The 13,420-nt window shown below is 53.7% G+C and carries 15 protein-coding genes, 1 tRNA gene, 1 pseudogene and 1 riboswitch; of the genes and pseudogenes, 11 read left to right on the top strand and 6 right to left on the bottom strand.

Translation table 11 applies throughout. The features are described from left to right. Window positions 1-19: 19 nt before the first annotated feature. A riboswitch (SAM riboswitch) is annotated at window positions 20-98 on the bottom strand. A 73-nt stretch (window positions 99-171) separates the two neighbouring features. The 3 genes from ACQZ5G_RS07975 to ACQZ5G_RS07965 all read left to right on the top strand — a co-directional run bounded on the left by ACQZ5G_RS07975 (window position 172) and on the right by ACQZ5G_RS07965 (window position 2,759). After that, entirely contained in the window at window positions 172-1,269 is a 1,098-nt protein-coding gene (locus ACQZ5G_RS07975; protein WP_080818826.1) for a 2'-deoxycytidine 5'-triphosphate deaminase, read from the top strand. Window positions 1,270-1,325: 56 nt separating this feature from the next. Next, window positions 1,326-1,399 (top strand) — tRNA-Gly (locus tag ACQZ5G_RS07970). Window positions 1,400-1,562: 163 nt separating this feature from the next. Next, window positions 1,563-2,759, top strand: a complete 1,197-nt coding sequence (locus ACQZ5G_RS07965) for a tyrosine-type recombinase/integrase (RefSeq protein WP_448737259.1) — start codon at window positions 1,563-1,565, stop codon at window positions 2,757-2,759. Window positions 2,760-3,007: 248 nt separating this feature from the next. Here the strand turns inward: ACQZ5G_RS07965 and ACQZ5G_RS07960 are convergent, their stop codons facing one another. From ACQZ5G_RS07960 to ACQZ5G_RS07940, 5 genes are all read right to left on the bottom strand, one after another. Further along, complete coding sequence (locus tag ACQZ5G_RS07960; RefSeq protein WP_309758597.1) at window positions 3,008-3,880, bottom strand: DUF4238 domain-containing protein; 873 nt, start codon at window positions 3,878-3,880, stop codon at window positions 3,008-3,010. Between the two features lie 149 nt (window positions 3,881-4,029). Continuing rightward, window positions 4,030-5,160 carry a hypothetical protein gene (locus ACQZ5G_RS07955; RefSeq protein ID WP_433822042.1) on the bottom strand — a complete coding sequence of 377 codons (1,131 nt, stop codon included), beginning with the start codon at window positions 5,158-5,160 and terminating at the stop codon, window positions 4,030-4,032. Between the two features lie 44 nt (window positions 5,161-5,204). After that, the gene (locus tag ACQZ5G_RS07950; RefSeq protein WP_433822041.1) at window positions 5,205-5,933 is read right to left on the bottom strand and encodes a hypothetical protein; all 729 of its coding nucleotides are present in this window, start codon (window positions 5,931-5,933) and stop codon (window positions 5,205-5,207) included. Between the two features lies 1 nt (window position 5,934). Next, window positions 5,935-7,002, bottom strand: a complete 1,068-nt coding sequence (locus ACQZ5G_RS07945) for a ComEC/Rec2 family competence protein (protein ID WP_059759447.1) — start codon at window positions 7,000-7,002, stop codon at window positions 5,935-5,937. 207 nt (window positions 7,003-7,209) lie between these two features. Beyond that, complete coding sequence (locus tag ACQZ5G_RS07940) at window positions 7,210-7,758, bottom strand: recombinase family protein (protein ID WP_059759450.1); 549 nt, start codon at window positions 7,756-7,758, stop codon at window positions 7,210-7,212. Between the two features lie 625 nt (window positions 7,759-8,383). Between ACQZ5G_RS07940 and ACQZ5G_RS07935 the strand changes: the two genes are divergently transcribed. The 5 genes and pseudogenes from ACQZ5G_RS07935 to ACQZ5G_RS07915 form a co-directional block, all read left to right on the top strand. After that, on the top strand, window positions 8,384-8,611 hold the full coding sequence (locus tag ACQZ5G_RS07935; protein WP_448742003.1) for a hypothetical protein: 228 nt from the start codon (window positions 8,384-8,386) through the stop codon (window positions 8,609-8,611). Between the two features lie 277 nt (window positions 8,612-8,888). Continuing rightward, window positions 8,889-9,098, top strand: a complete 210-nt coding sequence (locus tag ACQZ5G_RS07930; RefSeq protein ID WP_059759453.1) for a cold-shock protein — start codon at window positions 8,889-8,891, stop codon at window positions 9,096-9,098. A gap of 126 nt (window positions 9,099-9,224) precedes the next feature. Continuing rightward, the gene (locus tag ACQZ5G_RS07925; protein ID WP_059759456.1) at window positions 9,225-9,452 is read left to right on the top strand and encodes a hypothetical protein; all 228 of its coding nucleotides are present in this window, start codon (window positions 9,225-9,227) and stop codon (window positions 9,450-9,452) included. A gap of 182 nt (window positions 9,453-9,634) precedes the next feature. Then, window positions 9,635-9,910 carry a hypothetical protein gene (locus ACQZ5G_RS07920; RefSeq protein WP_003519968.1) on the top strand — a complete coding sequence of 92 codons (276 nt, stop codon included), beginning with the start codon at window positions 9,635-9,637 and terminating at the stop codon, window positions 9,908-9,910. 127 nt (window positions 9,911-10,037) lie between these two features. Beyond that, window positions 10,038-10,468, top strand: a pseudogene (locus tag ACQZ5G_RS07915) (oxidoreductase); the annotation flags it as partial. 638 nt (window positions 10,469-11,106) lie between these two features. Here the strand turns inward: ACQZ5G_RS07915 and ACQZ5G_RS07910 are convergent. Continuing rightward, window positions 11,107-11,394 (bottom strand): hypothetical protein, encoded by a 288-nt coding sequence (locus ACQZ5G_RS07910; RefSeq protein ID WP_059759459.1) that lies wholly within the window; start codon window positions 11,392-11,394, stop codon window positions 11,107-11,109. Between the two features lie 303 nt (window positions 11,395-11,697). Here ACQZ5G_RS07910 and ACQZ5G_RS07905 point away from each other — a divergent pair, with 303 nt between their 5' ends. The 3 genes from ACQZ5G_RS07905 (at window position 11,698) to ACQZ5G_RS07895 (ending at window position 12,981) form a co-directional block, all read left to right on the top strand. Continuing rightward, window positions 11,698-12,039, top strand: a complete 342-nt coding sequence (locus tag ACQZ5G_RS07905) for a hypothetical protein (RefSeq protein ID WP_003519959.1) — start codon at window positions 11,698-11,700, stop codon at window positions 12,037-12,039. A gap of 148 nt (window positions 12,040-12,187) precedes the next feature. Then, on the top strand, window positions 12,188-12,469 hold the full coding sequence (locus ACQZ5G_RS07900) for a hypothetical protein (RefSeq protein ID WP_059759462.1): 282 nt from the start codon (window positions 12,188-12,190) through the stop codon (window positions 12,467-12,469). 179 nt (window positions 12,470-12,648) lie between these two features. Beyond that, the gene (locus tag ACQZ5G_RS07895; protein WP_448737260.1) at window positions 12,649-12,981 is read left to right on the top strand and encodes a hypothetical protein; all 333 of its coding nucleotides are present in this window, start codon (window positions 12,649-12,651) and stop codon (window positions 12,979-12,981) included. Window positions 12,982-13,420: the final 439 nt, after the last annotated feature.

Below are 13,420 nucleotides of genomic sequence, written 5' to 3'. Positions count from 1 at the left end.
CCGGCCGCAAAAGCAGACCGGTTCCTAGCACCCGGTCTTTTTAGCCACTTGTTTAACGTGGCTGCAAGCCGACCGGCCAAATCACCACGGGATAAGCTTGCCATACTGCCGTTACCGGCTTGCGTCAATGCTTTCCTTTTGGTTTTGTCGCCGTAAAAAGGAATGATGACCATGACCAGAACCACGGGCATTTTGGCGGATGGCGCAATCAAGGCGCTGTTTGCGGGCGGCAAGCTGAAGAGCGAGGCCGATCTCGATGCTGATCAGGTGCAGCCCGCCAGCCTCGATCTCAGGCTCGGCTCGAAGGCCTATCGCGTGCGCGCCAGTTTCATGCCCGGTCCCGGAAACCGCGTCATCGACAAGCTCAATCGTCTCAGCCTGCACGAGATCGACCTTACCCAGGGCGCGGTGCTGGAAACCGGTTGTGTCTATATCGTTCCCTTGATGGAGAGCCTTGCGCTGCCCGCGGACATGTCGGCCTCGGCCAATCCGAAAAGCTCGACCGGCCGTCTCGATATCTTCACCCGCGTCATGACTGACAGCGCGCAGGAATTCGACAAGATACCGGCCGGTTATGCCGGCCCGCTCTATCTGGAAATCAGTCCGCGCACCTTCCCGATCGTGGTGCGACGCGGCTCGCGCCTGTCGCAGATCCGCTTCCGCATCGGCCATTCGCTGCTCAACGAAAGTGAACTGCTGAAGCTGCACGAGACGGAAACGCTGGTTGCCAGCGACACGCCCAACGTGACCGGCGGCGGCATCGCGCTCTCGATCGACCTCAAGGGTTTCGGTGAAAACGGGTTGATCGGTTATCGCGGCAAACATCATACGGCGGTGGTGGATGTCGACAAGAAAGCCCAGCACGACGTTCTCGATTTCTGGGAGCCGCTCTACGCGCGTGGGCGCGCCGAATTGATCCTCGACCCGGATGAATTCTATATTCTCGTCTCGCGCGAAGCAGTCCACGTTCCGCCGCTCTATGCGGCGGAAATGACACCCTTCGACCCCCTGGTGGGCGAATTCCGCGTGCACTACGCCGGCTTCTTCGATCCCGGCTTCGGCCATGCGCAGGCCGGCGGCACAGGCAGCCGCGCCGTGCTCGAAGTCCGCAGCCACGAGGTTCCCTTCATCCTCGAACACGGCCAGATCGTCGGCCGGCTGGTTTACGAGCACATGTTGCAGAAACCGGAAGGCCTCTATGGCACCGGCCTCGGCTCCAACTATCAGGCGCAGGGGCTGAAGCTCTCCAAGCATTTTCGCGCCGAATAACGACCCCGGCGGGTGCTTGACACCCGCTGCGAACTATCCGATGTCTTATGCGCGGTGCGGGTGTAGCTCAATGGTAGAGCAGCAGCTTCCCAAGCTGAATACGAGGGTTCGATTCCCTTCACCCGCTCCAGCTACCTTTCCAACAAGATCGATGACGTCCAAAGGGCACTGATTTTTCAGCGTTTTTGCCTCGCGCGCGCGTAAGGTCGTGCAACGGTATGCAGTGACATCCAGCAATTTTGTCGGTAAAAATCACGGTATTCGTGATCGTGGTGGGAAGCTGATACCGTAAAATGGCACTGACAGACATTCAGGTTAAGAACGCTAAAGCCGACAGCAAACCGCGCAAGCTGTCTGATGAGAAGGGGCTTTACCTCTATATATCGGTTGCTGGCGGAAAGTCTTGGCGCTTCGATTATGATTTTTTCGGGAAACGAAAAACGCTGACGATTGGGGCGTACCCGACGGTGGGGCTGGCGGATGCCCGACGGCTGTGTGACGAGGCCAAGAAAAAACTGGCTGAGGGTTTGGACCCGTCGTTGGCTAAGAAACGCGATCAGCTTGCCGCCAAGGCAGCTGCTGGAAATACCTTCGGTGTCATTGCGGATGAATTCATTGAAAAGCTGAAGCGCGATAAACGCGCAGAGCCCACCATCACGAAAAACAAATGGATGTTGAAGGACCTTGCCGAAAAGCTGGGGCCTTACCCGGTCACCCAGATCACGGCACGTGATGTCCTTGCGGTGTTGACTGCCATCGAAAAGAGCGGCCGTGTGGAGAGCGCACTGGCTACTCGCGCTGCCATCGGTCGCGTGTTCCGATATGCCATCGCAACGGCAAGGGCCGAGAACGACCCGACGTCGGCACTACGCGGGGCTCTCCAGCGCCATGTGCCGGTCAACCATGCCGCCTTGACGACAAAGGCCGAGATGGGTGGCCTGATGCGGGCGATTTACGGCTACGAGGGCTGGCCCTCGTTGGTAGCCGCCTTGAAAATCCAAGCCTTGTGTTTTGCCCGTCCCGGGGAAACCCGCTCGATGGAGTGGACCGAACTCGATTTTGATAACGCCGTTTGGACTATACCGGGCGAGAAGACGAAAATGCGCCGGGAGCATCATGTGCCGCTTTCCAAGCAAGCAGTGGAAGTTCTTACGGAGATGAAGGAACTGTTTGGCGATAGGCCATATGTCTTTCCTTCAATGATGTCGGGCAAGAAAATTCTGTCCGAGAATTCGATGAATTCAGCTCTGCGGCGCATGGGGGTGACTGAGGCCCAGCATACCGCGCACGGCTTTCGGTCTTCTGCCAGCAGCATTTTGAATGAGTCTGCTGAATTCAGTGCCGACGTTATTGAGGCGCAGCTTGCCCATCTTGACACACGGGCGGTCAGACGCATCTATAATCGGGCAACCTATTGGGACGAGCGCGTGCGAATGATGCAGTGGTGGGCGGACATTTTAGACGGAAGCAGACTTGGCACGGATCAATAGAGCCAGTTCAACTGCACATGAATTCGACCGGATAGTATCATAGGCCGACAGGCACGTGTGTGGGTGCCCCAGAGGCGCAAGAAGAGTCCAGTCTGTTGGCGTCGAAGTTTGGCACTGACAGTGTTTAGCCTGCACGGGATACCTGCAGAAAACTCTGAACCGTAGCTGCCGCGGGGAGTTTCGAAACGGATTTTGCCAAACAATAGCAAAGTTTTCGGAAATCGGATGTTGCCATTGTGCTGCGAACCTTAGGCGAACCCTCTTGCCTCCGCGTTCTCTACAACTTCAGCACAAACTTCATCGGGGTGTCTTGGGGAGAACATGTGGTTGATTGCGTTTCTCCAGATGAGCAAATTGGCGCCAGCAGGATCTTTGGATTCGTAATACTGCGCATTTGACTCGCTATATCTGCGATCCATCACCAGAATTCGGGTAGGACTGATTGGAAAGGTTACGAGAATATCCGGATCTTTCAACCCTTTGAAAGGCTTAGTAGGGTCGCCAACCATCACGGGATTGTCGGAGGTAACAAACCTTCCTTCCTCATCGACCAGCATCGCCCATCGCAACTCGATAAAGAGCTTTGCAATCTCACCGGCTTGCGCCAGCCAGACGTTCCACGCTGCTTTCATGTCCTCTTCTGTTGCGTCCCGGTACTCAGGCCAATTAGACGTGTCTACCTTGATCTCGCGCCCATTCATTAGAACTTTGTCTGGGAGCTCAGAAAAGCCGATGTAGAATTCTCGAATGTCCAGATGCATCTGTCGCCAGAGTTCGAATTGTGGCGGGGTTCGAAGCCAAGTTGTGGCGGTGAGAAGAGCTACGACCTTCCGAAGCGGCTCCCATGAAAGGTTCGGGTAGCCGCTACACAGTTCTTTCCACAACGCGTCGCCCAAAAAGCCTTCGAGGTCCGCAAACTTTTTTTCCAGCGAGTCGTCTCGCTGACCATCTCGGCCCAATGGGGCATAAAGGTGGAATTTTACCGCGACCTTGTCGAGACGCTTCAGCTCCGGCTCTCCTCCATCCTTCCCGAGACGCCAGATTTTGCCTGTGTCCTTGTTTAAAAAAGACTTGAGATATCCTTGGGGAACCCAGTGGCATCGCTTTGTCACTTGAGGCATTTGGGCGAGGTCCTATCTACCAAAGAGCCATTTTAGGATGCAGTTCCTATCTAACCACATCACTTGCGTTTCAGATTGAGGCTCGAACAGTTGTGGCGCTCGGATTGTCGAGAGTGACCGGGCGGGTGCGAATCTGACGTCCGATAAAGTCAACTACGGTCCTTCGGGCTCCTAAACTCGATCACGTCATCATCAGTGATAACGGTTATATCGCTATTCAGCCCCGACACTTTGGCGAGGTCATAGAATAGCTCAATCATACGTCGATACTGCTTCACAATTAAGTCAAACACGTCTTCACCAGTTTGGGTTTGGATCGGTCTTCTGTATCGGTAGAGTTGCCTCTTTTCGGAAAGAGAAAGTATCGTTCCGGACTTTTCGGCAAATAGGCTGCCGTATGGTCGCCTATGCGTGAAAATATTCCTAAGCTCGGAAAGCTCCTTCATCCAGCCGCCCGTTTCCCACTGTCCCCGTTGTTGAGATTCCTTGACGACACCCCTGACCACTAACGTGTTGAGCATGGAATCGCCATTGAAGTGACGCGCCCTGAGTTTCCTGCACAGCGAGGCAAGCGAGTCTGCCTTGGCAGGATCTTCGCCGACCCTCATGGCGATGAAGGCCGCTAGATAGTCGCGTGCCGCCCCGGCATGCAAGAAGAAGGAATGCACGTGCGTATACAACAGCTGATCTTGCGTTGATGAAACGCGCTCTCCGTTTAGGTTGTTGGTCGCCATCAAATCGACAAGCTGCTCGTAGTAGAACGCAGAAATTTCTTCCACGCTGATATCCATCCCACGTAGGCTCAGCGCTATAAACTGCGGAAGCTTCTCGTCATCCTGTTGATCATCAATGATTTGAGCAATTTGTTCGTCGCTCGCGTTTATAAGTTGACTTAAACGCGAGTTGACCCGCCGTTCGCTAATCCTGTTCGAAATATTTCGCCATAGATCGGCTGCGCCAATCATATGGTTAGTCTTCCCCGGAATAATAGGAATCCACCTCGTGTAATAGGATCCTTTGTTCCATCCAGAATGCTGGAACGCTAGTGGTGTTAGGCCGAACTGTTGTCCAATTTCCCCCAGATCTGAGCGGGAGAAATTGCCGAATGATGCGGGTCGATCCTGTACGCGAACCGGCTCCAGCACCCATCGGTCGTTCGGGATACGTGCTGCCCGAATTCCTCCGTTGTAGTGGATATAAAGACTTTCGCCGTCCTTCTGCCGTGGAATCCAGCGGAATAGTGGCACAGTACCGATGCTGCTAATATTCAAATGATCCAAGTCGACACCTCCAACGGTCTAGCTCTGTTGGTAGTCCTGTTTCATCATGCGTCTTTTCGATTACTAGTGAGTTCGTCGCATGAGAGCACGAGCTGGCGACCGTATTGCTCTCCTGCCTCGATAACAGATTTTCGGGTTACCCCGACGATGAAATAAAAAGCATGAATGGCGGAGACGACGAGCACGGTGCCGTATTGTGCAAGATTGTTATCTGGGTCCGTATAAACAAATCTAAAACTGATTGCTGCGGTAGCCGCGTTTAGAAGAAGTCCAGGATACTTCAGGCCATAAAGGTTTCGACGAAAGCCGTAGGAGATATTCTCTGCGAAAAGTAAATGGAATTGGGACTGGTTCCGGGTTTTCGCACGAAGAAGGTCGCCGCACGAGACATAGAAACAATCAGCAGCTGCAGGGTCTGCCTTTTCATCTTCCGGGGTTGGTGGGGGTTCTCCGAGTTCGCGAGCAAGGTAGGAAAGGTATCTAGCCTTTGACGTTGAGACTATTGTATCGTCCCTGTGTCGTAAGACTGTTGGGAATGGCCGCCCATCGGACGACGCGAAAATCTTTCGCTCTGCATGCCGTCCGAAGCGCCTTGCAATGTCAGCAAACGCAAAAAAAAGGACGCCTACTGTAACTGTGATAAGGAACTCAGGAGGCCCCAAATTCTCGTAGTTGCCCCCTACCAATACAAAGAGCAAAACCAGCGCCGGGGCAATCGCGAGCATCGCGGGAAAGAGACGTGCGCGTATTATGTAACCGTCGAGGAAATCCATTCTACTCCTCGTACGAGCTTGTGAATGGTATTGAATTGATTGGCTGCGCGCCATCACGGTTCGGCATATCGTGGGAATGACGAATCCATCCGCCACCGTCGGTCTTATAAACAGGGTACCCGCGCCGAAGGAAAGCGTTGGCTACGCGCATCCTTGGGTACTCCGGCTTGTTCACGCCAACCGAACAGAACGCAAGACCTCTCGTCGGCGACCCTTGCGGAAGAGGTGCTCCGAGCCAGCGGTCTAACACGGACGGCGTAACGTTCCTGCGGCTGCCGTGATGTGGTACTTGAACGAATGACGGGGGAAACAGCAGCCCGTGAGTTTGCGCCGTATTAGCGGCTTCCGTCAATGAGATTGGTCCTGCATCGGCGGTGAGAAGTGCGGTCTTCTGGCCGAACACACCAAGTTGAACTACGCACGACTCGTTCGATGCCGATGTCGGCGAAGGGTTTTCCTGTAACGCCTCAGATGTCCAAGTTTCAAAGAAGCTTGTTATCTTCTTAGCGGCTTCGAAGAGCCTGCCCAGCAAACCTTTAATAGGTTTCGCGTAGCTCGCCGGCGTACGATCAAATTCGGGAATGAGCATAAGGTACCGGGCTTTCGTCGGTGCAAGCACGAGGAACTGACCAATCCACGCGCCAGCAAAGCTCTCATAGATTGGAACACCCTTATCTATGGCAACCTCTTCCAGCTCAGCCAGGAGGGGGTAGGCATCTCTTATAGCCTTCCTTAATCCATCCACGGTGTAGTTCCCGTGGAAGGCAGGCAAAATTTCAGATGCATAGAGCCATGGTCGGTTCATCCATAGCGCGCCTACATTGAAATGGCGGACGACTGGAATTAGGCCAGCAATGTGATCACTGTCCTGATGAGAAAGAACAATATTCGCGATGCGGGAGTCTTTGCCGTAGTACTGATTGACGTGGTTGATAATACGCTGGCCGGTATCGACATATCCACCATCAGTGACATGAATGCTGTATCCGAGTTCTGGCGTTCCATAGCGGACACATATTGCGTCGCCATTACTGTCTCCGACAGAAAGGAAATCGATCTCGTAGCCCATGAAAGCGCCTCGCTTCTACGGTTGTGTAGGCTACATGCTTATGCAACCTTGGCAACGCAAGGATGGGTTTGTCCACGGGATTCTTACTGTATTTCAGCGTGCATGTTGTTTCTGGGAAAATTAGGTCCTTTGAGGACTCAAGTGGCATAATTACCCGATACTTACTTGACCCAATAAATTCAGCGCCGGGTCAATTCTAATTGGCAATCAACATGCAGCCTTCAGGACACGATAAACCTGCATGCGCGAGCATCCAATTGCCTTTGCAATAGCTCCCGGTCCGAGACCAGATTTGAACAAATTGCGGATTTCCTGATGGTCAAAGCGAGGGCGTCCTCCTTTATATGCGCCAAGATGTTTAGCGCGCTCGATACCCTCGCGCTGTCGTTCCTTTATGAACCGCCGCTCCATCTGGGCTACCATGCCTAAAACGGTCAGAATGACGTTGCCCATTTCGCCTTTTGTCGTGACATGTGGCTCAAGCACAGTCACGTGCGCGCCGCGTTGTTCGCATTCGTGGACAATATTTAAAACATCACGGGTGTCACGACCGAGGCGATCAAGGCGTGTGACAATCAGCTCGTCACCTTCGCGCAGAAATTCGATGATCGTTGCCAACTCGGTCCGACCGTGGCGGCTTGCGCCGGAAACTTTTTCGCACCTGACGATTTGGCAACCTTCTGCGGTAAGTCGCTTTTGCTGAATTTCTAGATCTTGATCGAGCGTACTAACGCGGGCGTACCCTATGCGAGCCATGTGTGTCACCTCAAGCTTTAGGCTTGACGCTACCCTGTCACAAATAGCTGCTGTCAACTTAGATGTTACGTTAATGGCTGTAACCGCTGGTTTGTCACATAAGGGTATACCCTGATGCGACCCGTCATCGTCGTATTTTGTGGACAGTCAGGTTCTCTTATCAAGCGACGGATTGCGCCCCATTCCGGACGTTAGCATAGCAATTACACGCTCCCTAAAGCAGTCTTTTCGCTTATCGGGCCTTCAACGATCGTTAAGGGATGGGAAATTGACTGGCAGGTTTCGGGCGACGGCGGCGGGAAAGCTGCATCCCACCGGGCAAGCTAGCGTTGGGCGGCAGTGCACTTTACATCGCCACTCCTTCATTCCTGCCGCTCCTCAGGAGTGAACATCGCGTGTATCGATGGAGGGTCAAATTAGCCCTCGTTCTTTGATGTTAACGGTTTTACAGAACGCAAATATCTGTACGGGTAGGCTTCGAGGCTACCCCGCCCCCAAATGACCTTAATTGAAGGATTGCTAAACAGACGAGCGGGCCTCATCATCGTGACCTCGGCAGCAATTACACTGGGCGCTGCCGCCGGGGGCTTTAATGCCCGCGCCCGCAATTTGAAAGGAGGATACCATGTCTTCCAGCGTCCACGCCGTCGATTTCGATCCCGGCAGCAATCGTATTCTCAACCAGATGCTTCATAAGGCCGGATATGTAACGGCGAGGATGAAACCACTGTCAGGAGCGCTTTCAAGTCAATCGCGCACTGTGTTGCTCCGGTTCATGTCCGGAGTCATTCGCCAGCGAGACAATGGTTTTCCGTCGGGACCGGAGTCCATTTCCGCTTTCGGACGACCGTGATTCCCCGGGTTACGCTCCCAGCCCTTTTCCGCAGTCTAGGCTGTGAAACGGCCTCCCGAAATTACAACTAAATGCCGAGAATAGTGGTGAGAAAAAACTAAAAGTTGACAACCGCATATGAGCGACCTATATGTTGATTGTCGATATTTGCTTGCTTAGCTTTGGTTATCGCGCGTCTGGCACCGTGCCCTGAACGAGCCTTTTCTCTCAAAAATCGCTATCGCATCTGCAGCGCCGCAGGCGTTGTGGTCCTCTTATTGCTATGAAAGGGTTCATCATGACCACTGGCACAGTTAAATGGTTCAATTCCACCAAGGGCTTCGGCTTCATCCAGCCTGACAATGGCGGCACCGACGCGTTCGTGCATATCTCGGCTGTCGAGCGCGCCGGAATGCGCGAACTCGTTGAAGGCCAGAAGATCGGCTACGACCTTGAGCGCGATAACAAGTCGGGCAAGATGTCGGCTTGCAACCTCCAGGCCGCCTAATCATCCCCGTATCCTCTCTCCGTTGACCACGGATGTACTGGCACTGGCGAGAGCATGATACCAGCAAGGTCAGGCAGATTGCCTGACCTTTTTTGTTGCTACGGCGGCGTTCAATCTGGAAAAGCCATGTCACAGACACACAGCAAATCCCGGCAGAAGGCGGAGAATGCCTTCGCCAATACCCAATCGCAATTCTTCGCGCGGAATAGCGCCGTCGAGGAACTCGATTCCCTCGTTCTGGCCCGCGAGGAAAAGACGAGGCGGCTTCGTGAAGCACGACTTGCGAAAGAATCGAAGGATCGTGAGGCGACGACTGCCTCTCTTCTCACGAAACGACGGGCCAAGACGGTCTGATCTGCCCAGGAAGAGCGGGGCGCGGACGGATACACGACGAGGCCGCCCGCAAGGCCGAGCGCGATTGGCGGTACGCCAATCAAGGCGGCTATAGCAAATGGCTTGGTCACGTGAGATCATCAATCAGGCTCTGTCCGCAGTTTCTTTCAAACCGTTGCACTCCGCAACCGAAAGGGATACCTATGGCAGACAGTATCGGCGAACTTCAGGCACTCAACACTGCATGGCAGATCGCAATCCAGGAAATCCTGCGGATGGTGATCCGAGACATGTATCATGCGGCCGGAGAGGAAGCCTTTCTGGCGAACATCAAGCGGATCGAAGAGGCCGCCGTCGACAGCATTTATGCAGACCTGCGGCTACGCGGGACGAATGAATGGACGGAAGCGCTTGTCAAGGATAATGCGAGTAACTTTGTAACCACGCTGCTGACATCGTTCACATATGATCGAATCTAGTGGAAGATCGGGCCGTGAGCCGCATCGCTGCTGTTTCGTATGAGCATGTTGATAAGTTCGGCTTTGCGCGCGGCAAGTCGCTGGCGAGCGTCTGCTTTCAGGAACTATATGGGAGGCTCACAGCCCTAATGTCCGGACGGACGCTATGGCGGCAAGATGGAAAACCGCGCGCGTCTGATACTCGAAGTCACGGCCACGGTGGTGCAGGAAATCGGCGGCGAGCGCACGGGTGTGCCGGATTTCGCCAGTTTCGCCTACAAATAGTATTTCCTGTAGCGGTCCCCAGACGCAATACGAGTATATCATCAATCGACTTGATGTTCTCGGCATCACCTGCATTCACGTTGTTGAAGGCGCGACGGGTCGCCCGCGCGAGGTCGCACCCTTCGAATACGGATCGCTCGCCGTCGCTTCAGCAGGACATATATCGCCAATAATGGCTGTGACCTCGACCTTGCAACGCCACATCTGGCCGATGGCAAGGCAGATCTGATCGCCTTCGGACGCCCGTTCGTCGCCAATCCGAATCTCGTCGAACGACTGCAAAGCGACCCCGGCTGAGATCGGGTCACGCTGTATGGCGGCGGCGCTGCGGGTTATATCGATTATCCCGCTTCATCGGGACTTCCGGCAGCGAGCCATCAGGGGGCCTACTTCGGGGGGGCTCCTGCGATATCGATCATCATCAATCTCCGATAATTCCCAAGGCTGCGTAGCCGGATGCCGCGCCATATCAAAAAATCTCTGGCCACCGTCGCCTCAAAGGACACCTGTCCGCACCCATGATCCATAGCACAGAGTGAAAACAGAGAGCATCAAGTTTTGTGATGGGGTTGATGAAATCAGGGGCGGAGTCCGCAGGCTATCTTTCGTCGGGGAAAAATCTTATGAGCTGTGTCTTCCTAAGCCTATCTCGACTCGCTGTATCAGAGGAGATGCAATATTCAATATGTGCGCGTAAATCCGCCGGCACTTCTGGTCCGCCGGCTTTCAAGAGCTTGTCGCCCATCGCGAGAAGAGTCGCCAGTTCTACACCGCATCGGGACGCAGACATAACTACTCCTCCGGCCGGACCGGATCGTATTTCTTCAAGGTCTTTGCTGGCGGTATAAAGCGTCAACAAATACCAGATCAGAAAGAAAGCGGACCAAAGCATCATGCTTCCAAGAACATACGCGCGCACAGGTGTTTCCCCGCTATCTGCCGAACCCCGGAAGACCTTGGATTGCATACCTCGGGAGTGGTCTGCGGGAGGGCACACGTTCCCGTTTCTGTACCCCGAACAGGAACAGCATTTCTCCTTTGAGTTTTGAAGGGTCGGTCATTCCATCCTGAAAAAGATCGATTATCTTGCGGGTGGCCTTGTTAAATGACCGGTCGTCATCCGAGCGCGTGTCGATTTCAAAGCCGGCATCTGACAACAGGGACAGCAACATATTCAGATCGTGAGACGAAATCGGGCCGTATTCTTGTGTGGAAGACATCGTGTCCTCCTTTCGTTGGGGCCAAGGGATTTCACCTTGAAGCGGTAACGCCCTTTAAAAAAGCTACCGAAGGAACGAGCCTGCGCGTTTTGAGGTTCATTAGCAAGGGAATTCCAATGTGCTAGAACGCAGCCGCCGCTCAATAATGACCAGCGAATGGCTGGTGAACTTCGCTGGAGCTTTCCAAAACCGTATTCGCTTGCGTCTTAAGCTATTCAGGCGCACTGTAAGGCGTCGGTAGCGATGTCACGGGCACTACTGGTTGAGGGTCGGTTACCCTAGCCCCAACGAGAGGAGGACATTATGTCTTCCCACCCCAGTTTTGCAGCCATCTCCCCCAAAGAGATGGAGATGATCCAGTCAGTTTTGAAGAGTGCGGGCTATAACGCCACATTGCTGGGCAATGACCAGCGACAATTCAACACGGCCGCGTTTCTTGTAATGAGACTGTTTCTTGCGGGAGAAACATCTGCCGATGCTCTCGCAGCACAATTGAAACGCCGTCTTGGGAATGCGGACTCACTCAATCAATCCTACCAATCACGGCCTGTCCTTGAGACCATCAGAAGTGTCCCGCGCAACACGATATACGTCCTCAGCTTTTTCAGGAAGGCCAGTGGTCGATCAATTGGGGCTAATGAATAGCCCTGGAAGAGCGAAGCCGGCGCGCTATAGGCAATCTCTTTGTTAATCCTTCTCAGGGGGTCGAAATCCACTTAGTGGAGAGCGATGACGGTCAAGGATAAACGTTGCGGCGCGGTGTGAATGACGTGTCAGGAAAGAGTTTAAGGGTATGAAAGAAAGAACGACATACAAAGAAATCACCTTCGCGAATCCGTTCGTATTGGATGGATTAGTAGTACCTTTGGAAGCTGGAACATATCGTCTGGTCGTTGATGAACAGCTCATTGAAGGTCTCAGTTTTCCTTCGTATCAACCCGTCGCAACACACCTTGAGATACCTGCTATCTCCGCACAATTAGTGAAGCGCCAGTTTTTGCAGGTGTCCGCGGAGGAAATAGAAGTGGCGCTGCAAAAGGATACCGAATCGCAATGCGGTGAGTCAGACCAGTGATCAACGTTTCACAAGTTGGCCGGCGATTGCGCTGGTCAGTTATGGGCAAGCGGTAATACAACGCCACTTGCGCTGCTTAGTTTTCTCCAGCAGAAATCTATCTCTGGCGTAGCACGGGCGAGCGCAGAACGAGTAAGGATATTCCTGTGTTATGCGCCTTCAGAGGCAAGAAGCTGATAGTGGTAGAGCGGCGTCCGTCGTTGACGGCGGCGTGCCATGCGCAACTTATTGCCGCCGGAGCCACCGTTGCAGGCCCTGTTTCTTCTGTCGAGCAAGTCTTGAACCTGTTGGAAGCCGGCGATGTCGACGGGGCAATTATTGACGTCAAAGTTGACGTAGAAATGATGTTACGCTTAGCCATGCTACTGGAATCAATGGCGACGCCGTTCGTTTTCGCATCTTTCATCGATGTGAACTCGGAAGGCTACTCTTTTGGTGGTGATAGGAAGCATCTCCGCAAGATAGCCGACGTTCTTTTTGGCTCGCCTGGACCGGCGTCAACCCTCCATTAACGTGGTCCCGTTGCATAGATGGTGTGGTTGATGGTCCACCCACCCCGCACGTTCTTGTCAGAGGATGGCCGGATTAAACACAACGGGTGAAAGGACGGCGGCATGACATCAAATACTATGAGTGGGATCGATTTCGCGAAGAACGTTTTCCAAGATTCATGGAGCTTCGCTTTCCGAAGAGGTCAAGTTTCGGCGGAAGCTATCCCGGCAGTACGGCTGATAACACCACAGTATGTGTGTCCATTCGTAAAGCGCGAGAAGAACGATGCTGTGGATCGCACTATGACCTCTATGACAAACCGGAGCCGGTCGAAAAAGCGTTGGCGAAACTGATCCCTTTCTACACGGAAAACCTCTGAGCATGGCTAAATTGCCGCCATGTTACAATGGCGGCACCTCTGCATGCGCAAACGAGCGGCATCAAACGTCTGTTTGGAGG

The sequence above is a fragment of the Agrobacterium sp. 22-214-1 genome, assembly GCF_053522465.1.
Note: the sequence above shows the minus strand (reverse complement) of the source record. Positions and strands in the feature narration are given on the sequence as shown.